Raw genomic sequence first — 21,781 nt, forward strand, 5'->3', positions numbered from 1 at the left:
CGTATTATTTTTTCTTGTAGATATTGGCTGTGCCATGGATTTTATTATCCGTTTGACCGGAAGTTAATACCACAACATCGGCGCCTTTCTCTTCGGCTTTCTTCAGCAGCTCTTCTTTAGCATCTGCGACAGAAACTTCATTACTCGTTGAGATATCACCGATTTTTGTGTACTGCGACTCAACCTTTTCAAACTCAAGTTTTGTCATAAATTCCGCGGCATATGCGTTGGTCACGACAAAAGCTAATGCACCAATAAGTACTTTAATTCCAGTTTTCATAGACCAGCTCCAGGTTTTGTTATGACGCCATCATCGATCCCTGAACATGAGATAACGCGATTCAAGGATGATTAATAACTAGTCCAGCCTGGAAAAAAAATCCACACTCAGCAGAAATATATAGAAATTTTGCGGCACAGAAAAAACCAGCCATCGCGTATCCGCACTTCAACCGGTTCAAAGTTTCAATAGCCAGTGTGAGTTAATCCTCAGAACAGCCAGCTCGTTGAAATTATAGTGTTAACTTTATGAATATTTGAGGAATGGTTGTCTATGGAACCGCTACACGCCGTCGTACTCACCGTCAGCCTGTTTGTTTTAACCTTTTTCAACCCCGGGGCGAACCTGTTTGTGGTGGTGCAAACCAGCCTGGCATCAGGACGGCGCGCGGGGGTGATGACCGGTCTGGGCGTGGCCCTGGGCGACGCGTTTTACTCCGGCCTTGGCCTGTTTGGTATGGCAACGCTTATTACCCAGTGTGAAGAGATATTTTCGTTGATTAAGATTGTTGGCGGAACCTATCTGCTGTGGTTTGCCTGGAACAGCATTCGCCATCAGGCGACACCGCAAATGCCCACGTTACAGCAGCCGATATCCGCCCCCTGGTATGTATTCTTTCGTCGCGGGCTGTTAACGGATTTATCGAATCCGCAAACCGTATTGTTTTTTATTAGTATTTTCTCGGTCACCTTAAGCGCAGAAACCCCGACCTGGGCCAGGCTGATGGCATGGGCAGGCATTGTGCTTTCTTCTGTTATCTGGCGTATTTTTCTCAGCCAGGCGTTTTCTCTTCCTGCAGTACGCCGTGCATATGGTCGCATTCAGCGCGTTGCCAGCCGGGTAATTGGCGCCATTATCGGCGTCTTCGCCTTAAGGCTGATTTATGAAGGTATTCGCCATCGTTAATGCGTAAAGAGAGTTTCACTTGACCATCGTGACGTAATTGTCCGTAATACCGCCTGAATTTTTCAATCACATTTTGAGTGGCTGTGAGATGGAACAGGTTGATCCCGTAAACGACACATTACTCCTTACAGAATGGCGGGCGCTAATACGCCAGACATCCCCTGACGTTCATACGATCCTCACAGGGTTAAACGACGATGAGATCCGCCATTTAGTGACCGTTTTTTATGACTACATGCTCTCTCATGCGGAGAGCGCGTTGTTTCTGAATACGGAGCAGGTCAGTACGCGACTGAGCGGCAGTATGTTTGACTGGTTGCGCAGCGTGCTCGGCAGCGCATATGAAGACCTCCCGCTCTTGCTGGCAAAACAGCGTGAAATTGGTGTGGTACACGCCCGTATCGGCCTGCCTATCGATCTGGTTAACCGCGGTGCACGTAAGCTAAAAGAAGAGCTGTATCAGTTGCTGAAAAGTAAGGCCGACTACTCTGTCAGCCTGTTGAGCGATGCTATCTGTTTCAGCAGTCTGGCGATGGACACCGCGCTGGAGGCCATGACCGTTTCCTACTCTCCAAGCTATCAAAACTCGCTGCACACGCAGGAGCAGTATCGGCTGCAGACCATTTACGACGACGTCAACGTCGAGCGCGAACGGCAAATCCGTTCGTTTACCGATTGGGAAAATCAGTTTATCTACAACATTGCGACCGGCTTACCGTCCGGTGATCTGGTGTTCCTGGCGGACTCAGATTTTGGTATGTGGTTCTCCCATAAAGGAAAACACATTCTTGGCAGCGGTAATCTGCTGGCAGAAATGGAATCCGTGATCGCTGAAATCGATAACCGTCTGACACAGGCATTCTCGAATCAGCAACAACCTGGCGAAACCGAACGGATGAGCTTATTGCAGGATATCCGACAGCTCTCGGCCAAAATCCATTTTCTCCTCGCCTCAATGTTTGAAGCGCTGGTCAAACAGGAAAATGGCAAAGACTCGCTGACCCAGTTGCTTAATCGCCGCTTTATTCCGACGATTATGCGCCGTGAAATCTCGCTGGCGTTACATTCACGAAGACCCTTTACCCTGGCAATGCTGGACATTGATTATTTTAAGCAGATCAACGACAGCTACGGACATAACACTGGCGATATGACGCTGAAAAACGTCGCGGCCGTTATTTATGAGCACATTCGCAGTAGCGATTACGTATTCCGTTATGGTGGTGAAGAGTTTATGATCCTGCTCGTCGAATCAGACGAATCGCAAGCCTCTATTATTCTGGAAACACTGCGCAAGAAAATTGCCGAGCTGCGTATCGCCGCTTCCATGACTGAATCCTTCTCTATTACCGTCAGTATCGGCGTTGCCGAATATGACTATCACCCCGACTACAAACAACTGGTTGATAAAGCCGATCGCGCGCTCTATCTGGCGAAAAGCCATGGCCGTAACCGCGTAGAAACGTACCGGGAATGACCGCCGTCCCCCACAGATAAATAAATACCCCGTTCAGGGTATTTATCTGACCTGTGATAAATATCGTGCTGTTATTTTTATACATGCCCATTAGCGTGATAAAAATGGCAGCCGATTAATAAGATGCAAATCAAATACACTATATCTTTATAGCGGTAGCATATCCCGGTGATGAGTCTTCCTGAATGCAGGGGGAAATATGAGGGATAATAAAAGATCATGAACGGGAAGAAGAAAACGCGCTGGCAGCGCCGCCCTGGTACCGTCGGAGGAAAACTGCCGTGGAATGACTGGCGCAATGCCAGTAGCTGGAGAAAAGCCACCCAGTTTCTCCTGTTGGCTATCAATATCTATATTGGCGTGACGTTCTGGTATTGGGTTCGCTATTTCGAAACAGCCGGTACCAGCGTTTATATATCAAGACCCGGCGGTATTGAGGGATGGCTTCCCATTGCCGGTCTGATGAATATCAGATACACACTGGAAACCGGCTTTCTTCCCCCCATTCACGCCGCTTCCATGCTGCTGCTTGTTGCCTTTATCCTGATGAGTCTGCTGTTAAAAAAAGCGTTCTGCTCGTGGTTGTGCCCGGTGGGTACGCTGTCTGAGCTGATAGGGAATCTGGGCAAAAAAATAACGGGTCGCAACTTCACCCTGCCGCGCTGGCTGGACCTCCCTTTGCTGAGCCTGAAATATCTGCTGCTGAGTTTCTTTCTGTATATCGCCCTGTCGATGCCAGCACAGGGGATTCAGTATTTTCTGATGTCAGCCTACGGCATGATTATCGACGTTAAGATGCTCGATTTCTTTCGTAATATCGGCTCGACGACGCTCATCGTAGTGGCGGTTATCAGCATCATGAGCCTGTTTATTCGCAATGCGTGGTGCCGTTATCTGTGCCCTTATGGCGCACTGCTTGGCCTGTTCTCTTTGCTGTCGCCGTTTAAGATCCGCCGTAATGCCGACAGTTGCATCGATTGCGGCAAATGCACAAAGAACTGCCCGTCGAATATTCCGGTCGATCGCTTAATTCAGGTACGCACCGTTGAGTGCACAGGATGTATGACCTGTGTGGAATCCTGTCCGGTAGCCTCGACGCTGACTATGTCACTGAAGACACCGCCTGGCGCACAATCAGGGCATAGCGCAGCGCCGACACCATGGTGGCGACAAGGTAGGTTATCAGGGTGGACAATGACGCTACTGCTGCTCGGTATTCTGTTTGCCGCCGTAGGTTATGCGGTGTACGCCAACGTCTGGCAGACGCCGGTGCCGGATCATATGTATTTCCAGTTGATCCCGAAGGCCAGAATGATCGGCCATTAATGGTTTGATCTGTCTGCCTTTATGCCGGGTGGCGACGTCCCACTACCCGGCCTACACATCGGGTATAACCGGTTTATTTCTTCGCCCCGGATTTACCAATGCCCCGATACAGTTCGTTAATCCGTTTCACGGACTTAATTGAACGTTGCGGCGCAGTCGAAGCAACGGACAGGACGATCATTTCCAGACACACCAGCACCGTACCGTGAAGCGGCATTTTCCCATTCTCGCCGCCGCGTGGCACGTTAATCACCACATCCGCTTCTTTACTAAAACGGGAATCCAGCGCGTTCGTCAGTAAAATAACCGGGACACCCAACCGCCTGGCCTCGCGAATGGTCGTCAGCCCTTCCCGATGCGGTGATTTCTGCGCCATCATGATCAGCACATCTCCCCGCTGCAATGCGATCAGTTGCTCTGCGAGGTTAATCCCGGTGCGATTAAATGCTACCGCAGGCAGGCCAATACGGCTGAGCAGACGAGCGGTATAATCCGCCAATACGCCGGATGCGCCAATACCAAAAATCCCCACCTGACGGGCTTCTACCAATAACGCCACCGCCTGGGCAATCGCATAGCGGTTTTGCGGTGTAGAAAGAGCTTCACAGGTACGCTGATGCCCCTGCAGGACGAAGTCAATGCTTGAGTTCACATCGCAAGAGAGCGTATTCACCGTGGTGGTCATCTTCTCTTCTGAGGTCACGCCAGGACCAAACCAGTGCTCAATGGTCTGCTTTAAATCGCGCAACCCGGCAAACCCCAGCGCCTGAATTGCCCTGACCACCGTCGCGTCAGAGGTTTGCGTGGCGGCAGCGATTTCTATCGCCGTAAACTCCAGCACCACTTCGCGATTTTCGTTGATATAACGCGCCACGGCCTGCATGCGTGGCGAGAGTAAATGCGCCCGGGCGCGAAAACGGTCACCATAGACATCAATACGGTTTTTGGCTTTTTTCGCCGTCAGCATGGTTATTTAGCCTCCGGTAGCCATCGTCCGGCGATATGCGTTTGCACCTGCGCCACCATCAGACTGAGCGAGGCATAGGAATTGGATATCGCCTCTTCACGGGAGAGTAAAACGTAATGTCCGCGCTGGCAGGCGGTCAGGAACTCACACCAGCCAGGCATCACCGCATCCATCGCCGCGATTTCATCCTGCGGTTTACCGCCGGTATCGCCACGCCAGGTCGCGAAGACAAAATCGGCATCCAGTTCAGGCAGACGTTCCGCACTGACATCAATGCGCCCACCCGGCGGAATACTGTCGATAAGCTTCGGGAAAGTGAAACCAGCATCGCGTAAAACTCGCCCCAGGGAGTGATAGGTGTGTAACGCGTTGATTTTTCCCTGATTAGCCTGTATTACCGCCACAGAGATGTGCTGCGTATCTACTGTCCGCTTGAGCTGGGCAATTTCTTCACGGTAGCGCCGTTCCAGCAATGCCAGCCGGTTCTGCGTACCTGTAAGCTGCGCCAGCTTGCGGTAGATTTCCGGCGCACCGCCATCAAGATGATCGATGCTGACCGTCGGCGCTATTTTTTCCAGTTGCTCAATCGGCGTGTTACGGCTGGGTTCGGTGATGATTAAATCCGGTTTCGCGGCGACAATGGCTTCAATATCAATGTCTGCCGTGCCGATATACGTCATGTTCGAATTATCAAAATCCACGCCGGTCAGCAGCACGCCGGAACGTAAAAAATGGCTGCCATCCGGGCGTGTTCGGCCGTGACTGGCCACCGGAGGCACGCCCAGCTCGATCAGCGGGATAGTGATGTCGAGATCGTGCAATGACACAATGCGCTGCGGATGTAGCGGCACGTTCACCACTCGCCCGAGATCGTCAGTAAATGACTGAACAGGCACCGCCGCATGGGCGGTGCAGCCGACCAGCAGCAGCAATGAAAAGATTAAACGCATATACCCTCTTAACAATTACAAACGATCCCGGCGACGCCAGAGCAACAGTAAAAAGAACGGTCCACCGACCAGGGCAATGACGATCCCGGCGGGGATTTGCAGTGGGGCAAACGCCAGACGCCCCACGGTATCGGTGACCAGCACCAGCAATGCACCGATCAACGCACTTCCCCACAGCAGCGCTGTTTGTCCGCCACGCAGCCAGAATCGTGCCATGTGTGGCGCCATTAACCCGACAAAACCGAGGCTGCCCACGCAGGCAACACTGGCGGCGGTGAGTACAACCGGCGCGAGAAAACGCAACAACGCCAGCCGGGGTAAACGTACACCCAGCCCCGTTGCCGTCGCATTGCCAAGTAGCGCCACATCTGAAGCTCTCGCCGTGGCAAATAAGATGATGGCCGCAGGCAACGTCCAGACCAGCGCCACCAGCAGTAGCGGCCAGGTGGCGGCATGAAGGCTGCCCGCCAGCCAGACCAGTGCAGTCTGAACGTCACGGACATCCGCGGTGGTCATAAATACGCCCATTCCCGCGGCAAAGAACCACGACACGCCAATGCCTATCAACACGAAGCGAGGCCGGGAGAAATCACGGGCCAGCAGCATCACCAGTGCAGCGACCAGTGCGCCACCGGCCATTCCTGCCAGGGGCCGCCAGACCAGACTTGCGGACGGGAAAAATAGCACCAGGGCCAGCACCACCACGCAACTCCCTTCTTTGACACCGATAAGCCCGGGATCGGCCAACCCGTTGCGGGTGATAGATTGCATCGCCGCCCCAGCCAATCCGAGCATCGCCCCGCACAGAAGCGCCATCAGCAGTCGCGGCAGTCGTACATCCCAAACGACATACTGTTGCTGAGCCGTCAACGCCTGAGGGTCAAACACCGCCCGTCCGATAGCGGAAGCCGGAACCGGGAGCGAACCCTGCATCACGCCGAACAGCAGTAATGCGATTGCCAGCACCGTCAGGCTGAGGCTGTACAGCACGGTTTTGGGACGAATGACACGAGAAAATCCCCCCACCCGCCATGCACGAAGCCCTGCACGCTGCAGCATATCGTTCATTTCAAAAACCTCGACGCAATGAAAATAAACGCCGGCGCGCCCACCAGGGCGGTCATGATCCCTGTAGCCAGCTCCTGCGGAGCCAGCACCGTGCGGGCGGCAATATCCGCCAACAGCAGCAGCGCCGCACCCAGCAATGCCGACGTCGGTAGCATCTGACGAATATCTTCTGTTACCAGACGGCGGGTAACGTTAGGCACTAACAGACCGATAAACCCCAGCGGCCCCACGACAGAGACTGCCGCACCGCACAACAGCGCAATGGCTACCATCGCCAGCAAGCGTATGCGCAGAATGTTCACCCCTAACCCACAGGCCATACGGTCGCCGAGAGCCAGAATATTCAGGCCCGGCGCGATAGCGAGCGCCAAAACCATACCAGCTAGCGACGGAGGAACGGCGCTTTTGACTGCTTCCCAGTGCAGACCAGAAAGATCGCCCACCAGCCAGGTGCGCATTGCCAACAGGGTTTGTTCATCCAGAATCAGGATGGCCGCAGTAAGCGATGACACCATGGCCGACAGCGCCACGCCGCACAGCGTAACCTTCAGCGGCGTTAACCCCCCCCGTCCGGCGGAAGAAAGCGCGATGACCAACGAGAACAACGCCGCTGCGCCTCCAGCCGCCAGCAATGGCTGGCTTACCCCCGTCACGCCAAGCGCGGTGCACAACACAACGACAAAAGCAGCCCCGGCGTTCAGCCCCAGAATATACGGCTCTCCCAGCGGATTACGAACCAACGCCTGCAACAGCACACCCGCCACACCTAACGCTGCGCCGACCAGCATCGCCGCCGTCATGCGCAGCAGACGTAAGGAGACAATAATCCGGTGGTCGAAATCTTTCGCGTCAAAGTGGAACAGCGCCTGCACGACGGTCTGCGGGCTGATAGTGCGTGCGCCAACACCCAGATGCACCACCGCCAGAACACACAACAGCAGCGTTAACACGGGGAGTGCCAGCATAAACCGGCCACGGCGACGAGGCAGTGTGCTTGTCATGACCGTCATTGCTCTTGCCCGCCCGGCGCGCGGAACGGCATAAAGAACGGTTTGCCGGTGAGAGGATTCACCGACATCTGCACGTCGACGTCAAACACGTGCTTAATCAACTCGGGCGTGCAGTTTTCGCCATCATGCACGACGCCCTGCAACGTCCCCTGTTTGAGGAACACCAGCATGTCCCCGTAATTCACGGCAAAATTCAGGTCATGCAGGACCACGATCACTGTACGACCATGATGGCGAGTCAGTGAATGCAACAGTTCAAGGATCTCTACCTGATAGCGCAGATCGAGAAACGTAGTCGGCTCATCTAACAAGATGACCGGCGTTTGCTGTGCCAGCGCCATCGCAATCCAGCAGCGCTGACGTTGCCCACCGGAAAGGCTCTCCACCGGCAAATGCGCAAAATCAGCAGTTCCGGTTAACTGGAGCGCCTGCTCCACGGCACGTTCGTCATCGTCCGTCCATTGCGAAAGCATGTTCTGCCAGGGAAAACGCCCACGCGATACCAGTTCGAAAACGGTAAGTCCTTCGGGCACCAATGGGGATTGCGGCAGGATGCCAAGCTGGCGCGAAACCGCTTTGGTGGGCTGTTGATGAATGGCTTTGCCATCCAGCAATACGCTGCCGCCGTGCGGTTTCAACATCCGAGCCATGGTGCTTAACAACGTTGATTTACCCGAGCCGTTCGCCCCCACCAGCACCGTCATTTTGCCTTGCGGAATAGTGAGACAGATATCGTGGACAATGGTGTTATGGCGATAACCCGCAGAAAGCTGTTGTAGTTCAATGCCCGTTCTGTGGGCGGTATTTTCCACATGCTGTGGCATGTTCACTCCTGCACCGCCGCATGGCAAAGCCTGCATGCGTAATTCTCTAAATAAAAATAAAACTCATTCTCTTTGTGATCTTGCTGGCTTGCGCTGTAGTAGTCAAGCAATTACACCCTGTAGTTACATCACCTGTTGCCAACAACCAAAGCACAAATAAAAAATGCCGAAAAATCAATAAAAACCATTATTTTTCAATGCATTGTAAATTAAATATCCTTAAAAAAACGACGGTTAAGTTGTGTCGAATCGCCTGTAGTTTCTTTTTCATTTTTACGTTTACTACTACAAACGCCCATGATTGAATGATTCTCAATTACACATCTGATGCCAGTAACGCCGGCTTACAGATGGATAAATGCAGGGCTGGCAAGCCGGGCAATGAATTGAATCAACCTGTTTCCCTGCCCATTTTTGGCAGGGTCTTTTGCGGAATAAATAAAATAATGGCTGAGTTAACGACTTACTTTTCGGGGATGAAAGGGCGGGCATTGTGCTCTGCTCTCTTTCTGGGCATAACAACAACACCTACGGTATTTGCAGCGGAGAAAGAGACGACTCCGCCTAAAGGGGAAGATACCATCACCGTTCGGGCAGATGCGTCGTCTGCCGATCAGGCCGTAACATCGGGTTATCAACCGCTGAGCTCGTCCACCGCGACGCTGACATCCATGCCATTGTTGGATATCCCACAAGTGGTGAACACTGTCAGCGATAAAGTTCTGGAAGATCAGCATGTCACGACGCTGGACGAAGCGCTGTATAACGTCAGTAACGTTGTGCAAACCAACACATTAGGTGGCACACAGGATGCGTTTGTCCGCCGTGGCTTCGGCGCAAACCGTGACGGCTCGGTGATGACCAACGGTCTGAAAACCGTGTTGCCGCGCAGCTTTAACGCCGCAACCTCACGCGTGGAAGTGCTGAAAGGCCCGGCCTCAACCCTGTACGGGATTCTCGATCCCGGCGGCCTGATTAATGTCGTCACCAAACGTCCGGAAACGCAGTTTGGCGGGTCGATTTCAGCAACCTCCAGCAGTTTTGGCGGCGGTACGGGGCAGTTTGACGTGACCGGGCCGATTGAAGGTACGCCGTTGGCGTATCGTCTGATTGGCGAGTACCAACACGAGGACTACTGGCGCAACTTTGGCACCAATCAGAGCAGCTTTATCTCCCCTTCTCTGACCTGGTTTGGCGACAACGCCACCGTCAGCGTGCTCTATTCACACCGCGACTACAAAGCGCCATTCGATCGCGGCACCATTTTCGATCTCAACACCAAACACGCGGTGAATGTGGATCGCAAAACCCGCTTTGATGAGCCGTTTAATATCACCGACGGCAAATCGGATCTGGCACAGTTGAATGCCGAATACCGCTTCAACAGCGAATGGACAGCGAAATTCGACTACAGCTTTAGCCAGGATAAATACAGCGATAATCAGGCTCGCGTAATGGCGTATGATTCTGCAACCGGAAATCTGACCCGCCGTGTCGATGCCACTCAAGGCTCCACCCAGCGCATGCACGCCACACGTGCCGATTTACAGGGCAACGTCGATATCGCGGGTTTTTATAACGAAATCCTCACCGGCGTCTCTTATGAGAACTACGATCTGCTACGCACCGACATGATCCGCTGCAAGAACGTAAAAGGGTTCAATATTTATAATCCTGTCTACGGTACGTTGGATAAATGTACTAACGTTTCTGCCGCTGATAGCGATCAGACTATTCAACAAGAGAGCTATTCTGCGTATGTGCAGGACGCGCTGTACCTGACCGATAAATGGATCGCCGTCGCCGGGATGCGTTATCAGTACTACACAGAATACGCTGGCAAAGGGCGTCCGTTCAACGTCAACACCGACAGTACCGACCAACAGTGGGTGCCCAAATTCGGTATGGTTTACAAACTGACGCCGTCGGTATCGCTGTTCGGTAACGTCTCGCGATCCTTCATGCCGCAATATTCTATCGCCAGTTATATTGGCGAACTGCCACCTGAAACCTCAACGGCTTATGAAGTGGGGGCAAAATTCGATATCTTTGACGGTATCACCGCCAATATTGCCCTGTTTGATATTGATAAACGCAATGTGCTGTACAACGAAATGATCAATGGCGAAACCGTGGCGAAAACGGCGGGTCGCGTGCGTTCACAAGGCGTGGAAGTGGATGTCGCCGGTTCGTTGACCACCAACACCAATATTATCGCCAGCTACGGTTATACCGCCGCGAAAGTGACGGAAGATCCTGATTACAAAGGTAAGCCGCTGCCTAATGTACCGAAGCATACCGGCTCATTATTCCTCACCTACGATATTCAGAATGCCTTTATGGGCAATACCCTGACGATTGGCGGTGGGGGTCATGGGGTGAGTCGCCGTTCCGCAACCAATGGCGCAGACTATTATCTGCCAGGCTATTTTGTCGCCGATGCTTTTGCCGCTTATAAGATGAAGCTGCAATATCCGGTCACATTGCAGCTCAATGTGAAAAACCTGTTTGATAAGACCTATTACACCTCATCCATTGCCACCAATAATCTGGGTAATCAGATCGGCGACCCACGAGAAGTGCAGTTCACGGTGAAAATGGAATTCTGATCCTCTTCATCCATTAACCCTGCCAATTCTGGCAGGGTTTCCCGCTTATTCCGCCATTTTAAGATAATTGCACTTGTGCTGTCGTCGCCCCGTTTATACAACCCTAAAGATCACCTGTAATTTGATGACTTTTATTTTGTTATGGGCGACTGGGGACCACAATAATGAATGGGATAACATCATGACTAAAACAAAACTGACGCTGCTATTACCTTTATTTTTAGCTGGCTGTTCAATGAGTGACGGAGAATTAAGAAATGCTTATGCTCAGCATTATCAGCAACCCGCCGCCTATGTCGATATCTATAAGCAGAAAATAGCCGGGATGGATATTAATGCACTGGCACAATATGCCGCCGCAGAAGATAAGAAAAAAATGCGTGGTCAGCCAAGACTGAAGATCGACGAATTCATTACCATTGAGAACGTGCAGGCGAAAGGGAATCGGGTGGTCTACGATTATACGCTGTCCGAGAGCTGGCTGGCGCTGTCCGCAGATAAACAGCGCGAGAAGCAGAGCAATATGAATAAAGATTTGATCTACCGAACCTGTTCGCTGGAAACGGTACGTCTGGCGCAGGCAAAAGGGCTGGAAGAAGAACATAACTATTACCGCCAGTATCCTGACAAGTTAGCCTTCACCCTGAGAACCAGCGCACAGATTTGTATGCAAAACGGTTTTACCAAATAGCCGCAATCCACTATGCCTGATGCGCTGCGCTTATCAGGCCTACAATTTGCACGCTGCCGTATGCCGGATAAGGCGCCAGCGCCGCATCCGGCTTAAGCATCAGAACTTCCACGAAACGCTGCCAACAATGCTGCGCTCGGCACCGAAATAACAGTATGAGAGCGAATTACAGGCTGCAACGTAACGCTTGTCGGTCAGATTGTTGACGTTCAACTGCGTGCTCAAACCTTTAATACCAATATTCGTTAAGTCGTAGCCAATCGCCAGATCCACCAGCGTATACGATGGCAGGGTGTGAGTATTCTGGCGATCGCTGGTAATACCGTTGACGTAACGCACGCCTGAGCCCAACGTTAGCCCCGCCAGTGGGCCATTTTTCACATCGTAGCTTAACCAGGTGCTGGCCTGATTGCGCGGCGCATAAACGGCACGCTTGCCCTGCTCTTCCGGGCTGCTTTTCTTATAGCGAATGTCGGTATAGGTATACGCCGCCTGCAAACGGAAACTGTCCGTCAGTTGGCTAATAGCTTCCAGCTCTACCCCTTCAGATTCAATTTCGCCAATCGAACGGTACGGATCGGTCGGCTCTTCTTTGGTGGCAATATTGGTCTGATTAATGCGGAACACCGACGCGCTAAACTGGCTATTCAACCCTTCCGGTTCATATTTCAGCCCGGCTTCCCACTGCTTGCCTTTCATCGGTTCCAACAGGTTACCGTTCTCATCAGCAAAACTGGTTGGCGTAAAGGCGGTGGAATAGCAGATGTACGGCGCAACGCCGTTATCGAACAAATAAAGCAGAGCAGCGCGACTGCTGAAGTTATTTTTGTCCAGATCGCTGCGAGTGCCGTTTTGCTTATCAATATTAGATATGCTCACCTGATCGTAGCGGCCACCGAGCGTTATACGGAAGCGATCCCATGACATCTGATCCTGCAAATAGTAGCCCGTCTGGCGCAACTTGTGTTTCTCGCGCGCATACATATTGATGTAATCCGGCTTCGCGCCGTACACCGGGTTAAAGGCGTCAATCGGCGGGAACGCCCCGTAGTAGCCGGTGGTATTGTTGCTGCGATCCTGATAATCGATGCCCACCAGCAGACGGTGGTTAACCTGCCAGGTATCAAAGCTACCATCCAGTTGATTATCCAGCGTTATCGCCGACATGTTTTCGTCTGAGCCGGAGTAACCGCGATTAAGCTCGGTTTCATTCAACCAGCCTGCCGCATACACCTGGTTCAGCTCAACGTCGGTATGCAAATAGCGTAACTTTTGCCGCACCGACCAGCCGTTATCAAACAGGTGCTCAATGTTGTAGCCCACCATGTTTTCACGACGATCGTATTTATCGTAATCATCCTCGCCTTCGTAAAAGGTGTTGGAGATCTTTTGCCCGTAATGGGGAACCACAGTGCCGTCATACGGCAGACCGGAGTGGCTACCGCCTTCAGGATCACGGTGCAGATAGGCCATCAGATCCAGACGCGTTTGATCGGTGATGCGCCAGGTCAGGCTCGGCATCAGCGCGTAACGTTCTTCCTTCAAGGGACCAAACTGCGAGTCCGCATAACGCGTCATTCCACTCAGTCGTGCGGCGACGCGATCGTTATCATCCAGCGCCCCGGTGACGTCAAACGCCGCGCCGCGCTGGTTATTGTTGCCAGCAAACAGCTTCACTTCTCCGCCCGCATCAAACGACGGTTTACGCGATGTCAGCGCCACGATCCCGCCCGGAGAGGAACGGCCGTACAGCACGGAAGCCGGGCCGCGCACCACTTCAATATTGTCGAGAAACCACGGATCGATCACCAGCGAACTGTGCGAGTTAGTGTCGCCCATCATTTTCAGGCCGTCGAGATAGACGTTGTCCAGACTACCATCGGAGAAACCGCGCAGCACAATGTAGTCAAAGCGGTTGGAGGCACCAATCTGATTGCTGTACACCCCAGGTGTGTAGCTAACAGCCTGCCGCACGCTGGTTGCGCCCTGCTCTTCAAACTGTTCACGGGTAACGATTGATACTGACTGCGGCGTTTCGATATCCGGTGTGGCAAGCTTGGTCGCCCCACTCTGCATTTGCGAAGTGACAACCACCGTATCGTTTTTTGTTGTTTCCTGCGCCAGCAGAGGAAAAGCCACACTGCCGGTCACCCATCCTATCAGCAGCGCCAACCGAGTCTTCGCGAACATGAACATCTCCCAAGGCATATCTATCTGTAAATGAGAATTATTGCCATTTTTGTATCAGGAGTCGCTATGCCGAATGCCAGGTTGCGTATGCGCAGCGCCAAATTATGAATCAGCTTCGCGCATAAAACGGGAAAATGGATTAGCAAAGTTTGAGAACATCACCGGGCGGGAAGCCATAGCGACGACGAAAAGCGGTAGAGAAGTTAGTTGCGTGCTGATAACCCGACATCCAGGCCGCCTGCTGTACGCTGTATCCTTCCAGTAAATAGCCGCGCGCACGTTCCAGACGGCAGTCGCGCAGGTAGTCAAAGACGGAACAGCCATATGCCGCACGGAACTTGCTGCGCAAACTGCTGGGGCTCATCGCTGCGCGCTGCGCCAGCTCGTTAAGCGTGTAGTCATTTTCAGGGGATTGCTCCAACAGACGGCGCACCCTTTCCAGCCGCTGCTGTTCGCCACTGGCGGCGAGGCATTTGCCGCTTTCCACCTGACAAACGCTGAGACCGTGACCAAATAATTGTAAAATCAGTCCTTCCAGCATCAACTGGCGGGAAACATGGCTAAGTGAGCCCTGCTGCGCATACTGTAATCCGCTGAGTAAAAACCCCGGCACCTGCCAAATAAGCGTTGGCGTCTGACAGTTTTCCCACTCACGCATGAGGGATTCAAGTAATCCTTTGCGCCATGCTCCGTCAGGATACAACCCGAGTGATAGCGTCCGTAGCTTGCAGTCGGCAAGGTGACGGGCGCTCATTGCCTGGCGTTCACTCAGACGCGAACTAAACGCCATGCCGGAACGTACCACATGTTCCTGCCCGTTGAGCGTCAGTATCACGCAACCTTCCAGCACCACCAGCATATACAAGGGGCTACTGTGCCGGGAGGTAGTTTCATACGGTTGCAGCACCTGTACATCAGAGTGTGTGACGCACATCCCGCAAGGGAGCATCATCTCCTCTACTTCCCCTTGCAATACAGCACTGGAACACGGAAGACCCGTTTTTTGCGCCAGCAACGGAAAACGGTAATCGATCCCGTAACGCTCACCAAAGTCCCTAAACTCACTGACGGAGAAGGTGCGGGTAAAACGTCCGGATGTATTCTGGATGGTGGTGTTGTTCATGCTGTCTTCTGCACAAGAAATGGAATTTGCAACGTACGATGGGTGGCAACATTACCATTACCCGCACAACACAACAATAATAATGAGAATTGTTATCAATATGGTGTTCTGCGGGTTACTCCAGCCAGAGCAGTTCTGCTATGTCAGCCTCAGGCGCAGCTTCTTTTAACCAGCGATACAGCAACTCAATATTTCGAAGCCGGGTTGACGCTTTTGGCCAGACGAGATAATAACCGTCCCCTGTCGCGACCACCTGTTTAAACGGTAACGCCAGCATCCCACTCTCAATAGCCGTCAGGCTTAATAGCAGATCGGCGACCGCTACCCCATGCCCGCTCATTGCCGCAAGACTCCCCTGCTCCAGGGTGTCGAACACGTTGCCACGTGCCAGGTTCAACGCAGGAAACGCCCCGGTACGCTGCAGCCAGCGACGCCAGTCGCGGCGATCGGCGGAAGGATGAATCAATTCACAGGCGGCGATATCACTTTGCGCCTGAGCCTGCAACGCAGGCGCACAGACCGGGATTAGCCACTCCTGAAACAGCAAACGACTGTCCGTATCCTCGCCAAAATAACCATTCCCCAACAGGATTGCACAGTCATACGGTTCGCGACTGAATGCGACGGAATCGGTGTCCATCCACACACTGGAGATTTCAATCACCGGCGTTGGATGGGCTTCCCGGAAATGCCGCAGCACATCCAGCAGCCAGCGCATGGTCAACGTTGAGGGTGCTTTCAACCGCAGCTCATGACTGCTGCTACGAAAAGCATGGCAGGCATGTTCTAAACTCTGAAACCCGGCCGTCAGCTGTTGCGCTAACCCCTGCCCTGAAGGCGTTATCTCAATACGGGGGCCGCTACGAACAAACAGTTCGCAGCCAAACCAGGCTTCCAGTGTGCGAATATGACGGCTTACCGCACCAGGCGTGACGTTCAGTTGAATAGCCGCTTTACTAAAGGACCCCAGACGGGCAGCAGCTTCGAAAGCTCTCAGGGCATACAGCGGGGGTAGCGTCATCATCGGCTTCTATGTTGAGTTTTACTCACAGTAGAGCGCAGTTTTATTCGTTTTTCAATGTGACACGCAAGCGGAATACTGATGAAAAATAACGTCAGGATCATCAGATATGAATCTCGCTTTACTGGCTGTATACAGCCTCTCGGTGCTAACACTGTTGCTAACGCCTGGTCCTGTTGTGGCACTGATTACCGCGACGGCGGCACAGTACGGCTATCGCCAGGCCTTTATGACGCTATGCGGAACTAACGGTGCTTCATTGCTCTTGCTTGCGCTCGCTGCGCTGATGCTGGCGGGGGTGGTATCACTCTCTCCTCTGCTGCTGTGTGTGTTGGGTCTCGCCGGATCGCTGTATATCGGCTATAGCGCGTTTTGCAGTCTGTGGGCAAGAAATCAAGCCGCCAGCGAAGACTCTCGCCAGCCGTCTCATGGGGGATTTATCAACGGTTTTCTGATTGGCGTATCAAACCCGAAAGATATTCTGTTTTTCGTTTCATTCTTTCCACAGTTCATCACCATTACACATAATTTCGCCACCAGCATGCTGATACTCACGCTGGTATGGATCATTTTTGACGTTGCCGTTCTGTCATTTTATATCGTGATTTTCAAACGCTGGATGCCCACGCGGTTTGTCAGATACAGCGTTTTTATCTCATCCCTGTTCCTGCTGGCGGTAGCGGTGTTTGGCATTATCTATAACACCAATGCAATACGAATGTTGTAGCCCGCATAATCAGGTCATGATGATTTTACCGATGTCTGATGTAATTTATCGGTGTTAATATTCAGCACATCAGAGAATATATACCGTAATATTTCCCCGACTTTCTGCCGGAACTCTGACCCAGGAGAATGCGTCAACCGTGATAATCGCCATTTCATTTTCCAACCTTAGCAGGGGAGTCTTGTCGTCAGGAACAGATGAACTTTCGCATATTTCGATTACCCCTCGAAAAGCGATGAACACGCGGTCAGGAACATCAGATAACTTTATCCATTCAGTCGTGATCGTTAACTTTCGCGTAAACATCCCCGATCCCTCTATCGCGATTTATATCTCAGAATGTAAAATCTGGCTACAACAACGTATTATGACTGGCAAATTTTATTTATGTATCGCCAGTGTTCATCACCCATCCAGATTAAAATAAAAGTAGTAAAACTCATTTGAAGTATGCTTTACAAACTCAACCGGAAGATTATTTTTGATGAACAGCGACTTTGCAAATTCGACATCACCATAAACCCGAAGACAGAAAGGTTTTAATATCTCGCCCTGAGTACCAAAGCACTCCTGAAGTCGGGTGTCATCCATAAAAATAAAATTGCCTTTGCGAACCTTAACATCTTCACTCAAATCACGCCATTTCCCGGGTGTGAGAAGAAAACTCTCCCAACCATTATTCCTTAGATTTTCAATAACATGAGTAAATTTAAAATAGTAACTCTGCATTGTGACATCACCACTTGATGTAGCATATAAATACTCTATCTTAAATTTAAGTTGGGCATTAATGCTTTTCCTTTTCCCCTCTTCTATTAACCACTGAAGTTCGTTGGCGATAGTTTTTGAAAATATCTTCCTTTTTTTCGCAATCGCCAGCCAGTTCATAATGAAGAGATGTTCTGATATTTTAGAGTAAACCTTCTGGTCCTGTATTGCGATACCCACGGCAACTAACGCACTCCAGGTAAACGTTTCAAGTTCATCCTGGTAATTGTGCCTCGATGCGCTGATCTTTCCTAAATCACTGACCACTTAAAACCCACCCAGATAAATCGTTATCACATTTGGACTTGGCATCACTTCATTTAAAAAACTACTACAATTAAAACCAGCATAATATGATCCAGATTAATTAATTCTCACGTATAAAAAACGCCAGATTAACACATTACCTTCCTTAATCATTCATCTATATAAGACACCGTGGTAGCACAATAAGAATAATGCGATAAAGATGAAAACAAATAATAACTCATGACAACCAGTTTTATTTGAGATTATAAATAACATTATCAAGCAAACCTCCGCGCCCCGGAGGTTTGCTTGCAGCAGTTACGACTAATAGAAAATACCGATAATCAAAGTATGGGTGACAAAGCCCACAATAAGCGGCACAGCAGTACGTTTAACTACATCGAAAGGTGTAATTTTTGCCCCACTTGAAACCGCAATAACAACACCGGATACCGGCGAAATAGCCCGCCCCATATGTGATGCCTGCTGCATAGGTAGGATCATAGCAACCGCGTTAGCGCCCATGCTCGCGGCAATTTGTGGGATTAACTCAACAAATGCCAGGAATGGCGCATTCCCCGAGCCCATAATAATTGCTGCCGCAAGCGTCACCAGCGCAAAGACGACGGCCATCGCAAAGGGTGGTAATCCGACATGTTCTGCCATCAAAATTAACTGATCAATGGCACCAATGACTTTGATGCCATGCGCGAAAACTCCGGCTGCGACCAGCAGGCCCACAACACCGGTAAACGCCGCGCCCATTCCTTTCAGAAAATGGCTGAACCCTTCACACACCGACTTTAAATCACGCGCTCGTATCCATTCAATCAGCATACAAATAGCCATTGCGATAAGCACGATGGTGATTATGTTTAGATTAATTCCACTGACAAACATCGCGGATGATCCTACCGCCATCAGTATAGGCAGCATGGGAAGCACAGCATAAAAAGCCGGCGCCTTTCCTGAATCGACAATCTCAGCGCTCCCGATTTCCCGAGGTAACGTCCCCGCGTTGCGATCGCAATGACGTTGCCAGAAAAAATGACAAACGCCGACAACCAGTACGGTTGCAAGCGCTGCTGGCCCCTGGTGGTAAACAACGTATTCCACCACATCCATATTGACTGCTTTCGCTCCCCTGATGGCATCAATCGCTGTTGGGGTGTATGCCACCCCCAGCGAGGTGGCGATGACCCCGGCGGCCGAAGCCGCAGAGAGCCCCAGGCCCAGCATAATCGGGAACATTGTCCCCATCAGTAACACGGCAAGCCCGGTCGCTGAAGGGATGGCCAGTTGCAGGAGACTGGCAAGCAGGTAGGAAAAAAACAGCAGAATATAAGGAGATCGCAGTGCCCGTAACGGTTTCGTCACCACGCGCACCACAGCTTCATTTGCCCCGATATGATCCATGTAGTGAGCAAATCCCATCAACGCCATGATCATCAGACCGAGATCGGCTGCACGTGTGCTGAACAGATCGCGCATAACTTCAAATGGATCGAGAAAAGCAATCCCGGTACTGGCAACCCCCTTCGGCAATACGGAGCCCCATCCGGTTAATCCGGTACAAATCATTAGCACCAGACCCGCGATAAATAACACGGGTTCGGCCCGGTACCCCTTCAGGATCAGACGAGCGACCACAACGATAACCAGAAGGGCAATTATTACCTGAATCATGACTGAGTTCTCCCTTCGGCGAACTCAGCGTAGGTTTCTTCAATAACTGCGACTACAACATCACTGGCTGCCCGTAGCGATCTCACCGGCAAGTATTCATAAATTGAATGGAAATTATGCGCACCGGTAAAAATATTCGGACACGGTAACCCTTTCTGCGACAGAACCGCGCCATCATACCCGCCACGCATGGCGACAGGTTGCGGAGTGATTCCGCATTTCTGATAAGCACGCATAGCAATATCAATAGGATAATGCGAATCGCCCTGCAGGCTATTAAACACATTCGCATAGCGATCGGTTAAATGGCAGACCACGCTATTTTCGCCCCATAGTGCACAGGCACTTACTGCAAGCTGGCGAATAAATGCCATACGGGACTTATAACCTTCTTCACTAAAGTCGCGAATATCCAGTTTCAGTACGGTACGGGCACTGTTACCCTGCAGCTGTTTTACCCAGTAATATCCTTCACGACCTTCCGTATATTCAGGTGCTTCTCCGCCCGGCAGCATCGCAATAAACTTATGCGCCATCAGCAGAGAATTCTTCAGTTTACCTTTAGCTGACATTGGGTGCGCAGATTGACCGGTGAAGATAATTTCCGCATCGCCTGCATTCCAGTTTTCATAGACAAACTCACCTATGCCGCAGCAATCCAGGGTATAGCCAAAATTTGCGCCAAACGCGGCAACATCAAAAGCTTTGGCACCCCGTAGCCCCTGCTCTTCATCAGGAACAAAACCGACCTTCACCGGTCCATGTTTAATCTCCGGATGTGCAACCAGATACTGTATGGCATTCATGATGGCAGCGATGGCAGCTTTATCATCAGCACCTAACAGGCTGGTTCCATCCGTCACGAGCAGGTCATCACCGATATAGTTTTTCAGTTCTGGAAATTCACTTTCGCGCAGATAGATATTATGTTCTTTGTTCAGGCATAAATCGCCACCGCTATAGTGAAGGCGTTGCGCATGCGTGTCTGCAGTCTGTTCGGCACTGGTATCCAGATGTCCAAAAAAGGAAACGACAGGAATATTATCGTCAGTATTTCCAGGTAATGTTGCCGTTACAATCGCCGTATCCCTGACTTCAATGTTTTGCATCCCTAATACTTCAAGCTCTGCTGCGAGCAGTTTTGCCAGCACCATTTGGCCTGGGGAAGACGGCATGATGCCATTTGCGCCATTTTCCCGTGAGGTTGTGGTATTGATTTTGGTGTAGTTAATAAAGCGTTCAACAATATCCATTGTGGGACATCCTTTAATGTTTCATTTATGGGGTACTGCGAGGAGATACCTGCATGCAGCGCGAGAGGGATACATCTGAAGTGTCAAATAAAATCAGCGCTCATCCCAGACCACTGATCTCATGAGTGTTCTGACAACGATTTATATTAAGGAAGATAAAAAACCGATCGTTATTTTTGTAATAAAAATCGCCTTTTTGATGATCACATCATATTCCCTGCTTGTTTTTACGACTATTTTATATGGTGTTAAGCTAACAGAAGCCATAACAGTTTCCGTCTACCCAAGAGATAATGGAAATCATTTAAGTCTCCATATCCTATAAAGACACAAGGCAAACCATCGCTATATTTTTTTAATGAACGAATACCATTACAGCTACGTGCAACCGTTTGCACTTCTCTAGAAATAGCCATTTAGTGCATTAAAATCCATGAGCAAGGTCACATTTATCCCAACGACAAGAAAAACATATCACGCTGAAAAACAGACAATTATAAGCGCCACTATACTATACCCTGGTAAACAGAGGGATAGCTGAACAATTCATTACGGAATAGAAACGCCGCGGTACTATTATAAAATCATGATATCCGGCATCATTAGTCATAGTAGCCATAATAACACCTGGCACGGTGTTAAATTATTATTAATAG

Annotated in this window: 18 protein-coding genes; 6 read left to right on the forward strand and 12 right to left on the reverse strand. The window is 51.0% G+C overall.

Annotation, left to right across the window (positions count from 1 at the left end):
* Nucleotides 1-4: 4 nt before the first annotated feature.
* On the reverse strand, nucleotides 5-280 hold the full coding sequence (yahO, locus tag FDX03_RS02565; protein ID WP_003021310.1) for a DUF1471 family periplasmic protein YahO: 276 nt from the start codon (nucleotides 278-280) through the stop codon (nucleotides 5-7).
* 273 nt (nucleotides 281-553) lie between these two features.
* On the opposite strand from yahO, the gene FDX03_RS02570 reads away from it, so the two are divergent.
* From FDX03_RS02570 to FDX03_RS02580, 3 genes are all read left to right on the forward strand, one after another.
* On the forward strand, nucleotides 554-1,186 hold the full coding sequence (locus tag FDX03_RS02570) for a LysE family transporter (protein ID WP_048212506.1): 633 nt from the start codon (nucleotides 554-556) through the stop codon (nucleotides 1,184-1,186).
* A gap of 88 nt (nucleotides 1,187-1,274) precedes the next feature.
* Nucleotides 1,275-2,663 carry a diguanylate cyclase gene (locus FDX03_RS02575; protein WP_137345442.1) on the forward strand — a complete coding sequence of 463 codons (1,389 nt, stop codon included), beginning with the start codon at nucleotides 1,275-1,277 and terminating at the stop codon, nucleotides 2,661-2,663.
* Between the two features lie 219 nt (nucleotides 2,664-2,882).
* A complete protein-coding gene (locus tag FDX03_RS02580; protein WP_048212508.1) occupies nucleotides 2,883-3,989 on the forward strand; it encodes a 4Fe-4S binding protein in 1,107 nt (368 codons plus the stop codon).
* A gap of 73 nt (nucleotides 3,990-4,062) precedes the next feature.
* Here the strand turns inward: FDX03_RS02580 and FDX03_RS02585 are convergent, their stop codons facing one another.
* From FDX03_RS02585 to FDX03_RS02605, 5 genes are read right to left on the reverse strand one after another with little or no spacing between them, the layout of a single operon-like run.
* The gene (locus FDX03_RS02585) at nucleotides 4,063-4,956 is read right to left on the reverse strand and encodes a MurR/RpiR family transcriptional regulator (RefSeq protein WP_005127925.1); all 894 of its coding nucleotides are present in this window, start codon (nucleotides 4,954-4,956) and stop codon (nucleotides 4,063-4,065) included.
* Nucleotides 4,957-4,958: 2 nt separating this feature from the next.
* Nucleotides 4,959-5,906 (reverse strand): iron-siderophore ABC transporter substrate-binding protein, encoded by a 948-nt coding sequence (locus tag FDX03_RS02590; protein WP_115600891.1) that lies wholly within the window; start codon nucleotides 5,904-5,906, stop codon nucleotides 4,959-4,961.
* 15 nt (nucleotides 5,907-5,921) lie between these two features.
* On the reverse strand, nucleotides 5,922-6,974 hold the full coding sequence (locus tag FDX03_RS02595; protein WP_061067371.1) for an iron ABC transporter permease: 1,053 nt from the start codon (nucleotides 6,972-6,974) through the stop codon (nucleotides 5,922-5,924).
* Nucleotides 6,971-7,984, reverse strand: coding sequence for an iron ABC transporter permease (locus tag FDX03_RS02600; RefSeq protein WP_137345443.1), 1,014 nt, complete (start codon nucleotides 7,982-7,984; stop codon nucleotides 6,971-6,973). The genes FDX03_RS02595 and FDX03_RS02600 overlap by 4 nt, the downstream gene beginning before the upstream one ends.
* Nucleotides 7,981-8,808: an ABC transporter ATP-binding protein gene (locus FDX03_RS02605; protein ID WP_061067369.1), complete on the reverse strand. Its 828-nt coding sequence runs from the start codon at nucleotides 8,806-8,808 to the stop codon at nucleotides 7,981-7,983. The genes FDX03_RS02600 and FDX03_RS02605 overlap by 4 nt, the downstream gene beginning before the upstream one ends.
* A 446-nt stretch (nucleotides 8,809-9,254) precedes the next feature.
* On the opposite strand from FDX03_RS02605, the gene FDX03_RS02610 reads away from it, so the two are divergent.
* Together FDX03_RS02610 and FDX03_RS02615 are read left to right on the forward strand one after the other, a co-directional pair.
* Nucleotides 9,255-11,417, forward strand: coding sequence for a TonB-dependent siderophore receptor (locus FDX03_RS02610; protein WP_115643820.1), 2,163 nt, complete (start codon nucleotides 9,255-9,257; stop codon nucleotides 11,415-11,417).
* A gap of 181 nt (nucleotides 11,418-11,598) precedes the next feature.
* A complete protein-coding gene (locus FDX03_RS02615) occupies nucleotides 11,599-12,108 on the forward strand; it encodes a hypothetical protein (protein ID WP_048212514.1) in 510 nt (169 codons plus the stop codon).
* A 99-nt stretch (nucleotides 12,109-12,207) separates the two neighbouring features.
* Here FDX03_RS02615 and foxA read toward each other — a convergent pair whose 3' ends face one another.
* From foxA to FDX03_RS02630, 3 genes are all read right to left on the reverse strand, one after another.
* The gene (gene foxA, locus FDX03_RS02620; RefSeq protein ID WP_137345444.1) at nucleotides 12,208-14,316 is read right to left on the reverse strand and encodes a ferrioxamine B receptor FoxA; all 2,109 of its coding nucleotides are present in this window, start codon (nucleotides 14,314-14,316) and stop codon (nucleotides 12,208-12,210) included.
* Between the two features lie 121 nt (nucleotides 14,317-14,437).
* Complete coding sequence (locus FDX03_RS02625) at nucleotides 14,438-15,421, reverse strand: AraC family transcriptional regulator (protein WP_061067366.1); 984 nt, start codon at nucleotides 15,419-15,421, stop codon at nucleotides 14,438-14,440.
* A 115-nt stretch (nucleotides 15,422-15,536) separates the two neighbouring features.
* A complete protein-coding gene (locus FDX03_RS02630; protein ID WP_061067365.1) occupies nucleotides 15,537-16,442 on the reverse strand; it encodes a LysR substrate-binding domain-containing protein in 906 nt (301 codons plus the stop codon).
* A 109-nt stretch (nucleotides 16,443-16,551) separates the two neighbouring features.
* Here FDX03_RS02630 and FDX03_RS02635 point away from each other — a divergent pair, with 109 nt between their 5' ends.
* Nucleotides 16,552-17,169, forward strand: coding sequence for a LysE family translocator (locus tag FDX03_RS02635; RefSeq protein ID WP_101742733.1), 618 nt, complete (start codon nucleotides 16,552-16,554; stop codon nucleotides 17,167-17,169).
* 405 nt (nucleotides 17,170-17,574) lie between these two features.
* Here the strand turns inward: FDX03_RS02635 and FDX03_RS02645 are convergent, their stop codons facing one another.
* The 3 genes from FDX03_RS02645 to pepT form a co-directional block, all read right to left on the reverse strand.
* Nucleotides 17,575-18,204: a DUF2913 family protein gene (locus FDX03_RS02645; protein WP_101742734.1), complete on the reverse strand. Its 630-nt coding sequence runs from the start codon at nucleotides 18,202-18,204 to the stop codon at nucleotides 17,575-17,577.
* A gap of 306 nt (nucleotides 18,205-18,510) precedes the next feature.
* Nucleotides 18,511-19,872 carry a C4-dicarboxylate transporter DcuC gene (gene dcuC / locus FDX03_RS02650; protein WP_061067362.1) on the reverse strand — a complete coding sequence of 454 codons (1,362 nt, stop codon included), beginning with the start codon at nucleotides 19,870-19,872 and terminating at the stop codon, nucleotides 18,511-18,513.
* Nucleotides 19,869-21,125 (reverse strand): peptidase T, encoded by a 1,257-nt coding sequence (gene pepT, locus FDX03_RS02655; RefSeq protein ID WP_061067361.1) that lies wholly within the window; start codon nucleotides 21,123-21,125, stop codon nucleotides 19,869-19,871. The genes dcuC and pepT overlap by 4 nt, the downstream gene beginning before the upstream one ends.
* Nucleotides 21,126-21,781 lie beyond the last annotated feature (656 nt).

The organism is Citrobacter sp. wls827 (genome assembly GCF_005280875.1).
Lineage (GTDB): Bacteria > Pseudomonadota > Gammaproteobacteria > Enterobacterales > Enterobacteriaceae > Citrobacter > Citrobacter youngae.

Excerpts from the sequence above, each read along its gene's own strand:
- yahO (WP_003021310.1), bottom strand. The coding sequence starts at position 280 with ATGAAAACTGGAATTAAAGTACTTATTGGTGCATTAGCTTTTGTCGTG.
- FDX03_RS02570 (WP_048212506.1), top strand. The coding sequence starts at position 554 with ATGGAACCGCTACACGCCGTCGTACTCACCGTCAGCCTGTTTGTTTTA.
- FDX03_RS02575 (WP_137345442.1), top strand. The coding sequence starts at position 1,275 with ATGGAACAGGTTGATCCCGTAAACGACACATTACTCCTTACAGAATGG.
- FDX03_RS02580 (WP_048212508.1), top strand. The coding sequence starts at position 2,883 with ATGAACGGGAAGAAGAAAACGCGCTGGCAGCGCCGCCCTGGTACCGTC.
- FDX03_RS02585 (WP_005127925.1), bottom strand. The coding sequence starts at position 4,956 with ATGCTGACGGCGAAAAAAGCCAAAAACCGTATTGATGTCTATGGTGAC.
- FDX03_RS02590 (WP_115600891.1), bottom strand. The coding sequence starts at position 5,906 with ATGCGTTTAATCTTTTCATTGCTGCTGCTGGTCGGCTGCACCGCCCAT.
- FDX03_RS02595 (WP_061067371.1), bottom strand. The coding sequence starts at position 6,974 with ATGAACGATATGCTGCAGCGTGCAGGGCTTCGTGCATGGCGGGTGGGG.
- FDX03_RS02600 (WP_137345443.1), bottom strand. The coding sequence starts at position 7,984 with ATGACGGTCATGACAAGCACACTGCCTCGTCGCCGTGGCCGGTTTATG.
- FDX03_RS02605 (WP_061067369.1), bottom strand. The coding sequence starts at position 8,808 with ATGCCACAGCATGTGGAAAATACCGCCCACAGAACGGGCATTGAACTA.
- FDX03_RS02610 (WP_115643820.1), top strand. The coding sequence starts at position 9,255 with ATGGCTGAGTTAACGACTTACTTTTCGGGGATGAAAGGGCGGGCATTG.
- FDX03_RS02615 (WP_048212514.1), top strand. The coding sequence starts at position 11,599 with ATGACTAAAACAAAACTGACGCTGCTATTACCTTTATTTTTAGCTGGC.
- foxA (WP_137345444.1), bottom strand. The coding sequence starts at position 14,316 with ATGCCTTGGGAGATGTTCATGTTCGCGAAGACTCGGTTGGCGCTGCTG.
- FDX03_RS02625 (WP_061067366.1), bottom strand. The coding sequence starts at position 15,421 with ATGAACAACACCACCATCCAGAATACATCCGGACGTTTTACCCGCACC.
- FDX03_RS02630 (WP_061067365.1), bottom strand. The coding sequence starts at position 16,442 with ATGACGCTACCCCCGCTGTATGCCCTGAGAGCTTTCGAAGCTGCTGCC.
- FDX03_RS02635 (WP_101742733.1), top strand. The coding sequence starts at position 16,552 with ATGAATCTCGCTTTACTGGCTGTATACAGCCTCTCGGTGCTAACACTG.
- dcuC (WP_061067362.1), bottom strand. The coding sequence starts at position 19,872 with ATGATTCAGGTAATAATTGCCCTTCTGGTTATCGTTGTGGTCGCTCGT.
- pepT (WP_061067361.1), bottom strand. The coding sequence starts at position 21,125 with ATGGATATTGTTGAACGCTTTATTAACTACACCAAAATCAATACCACA.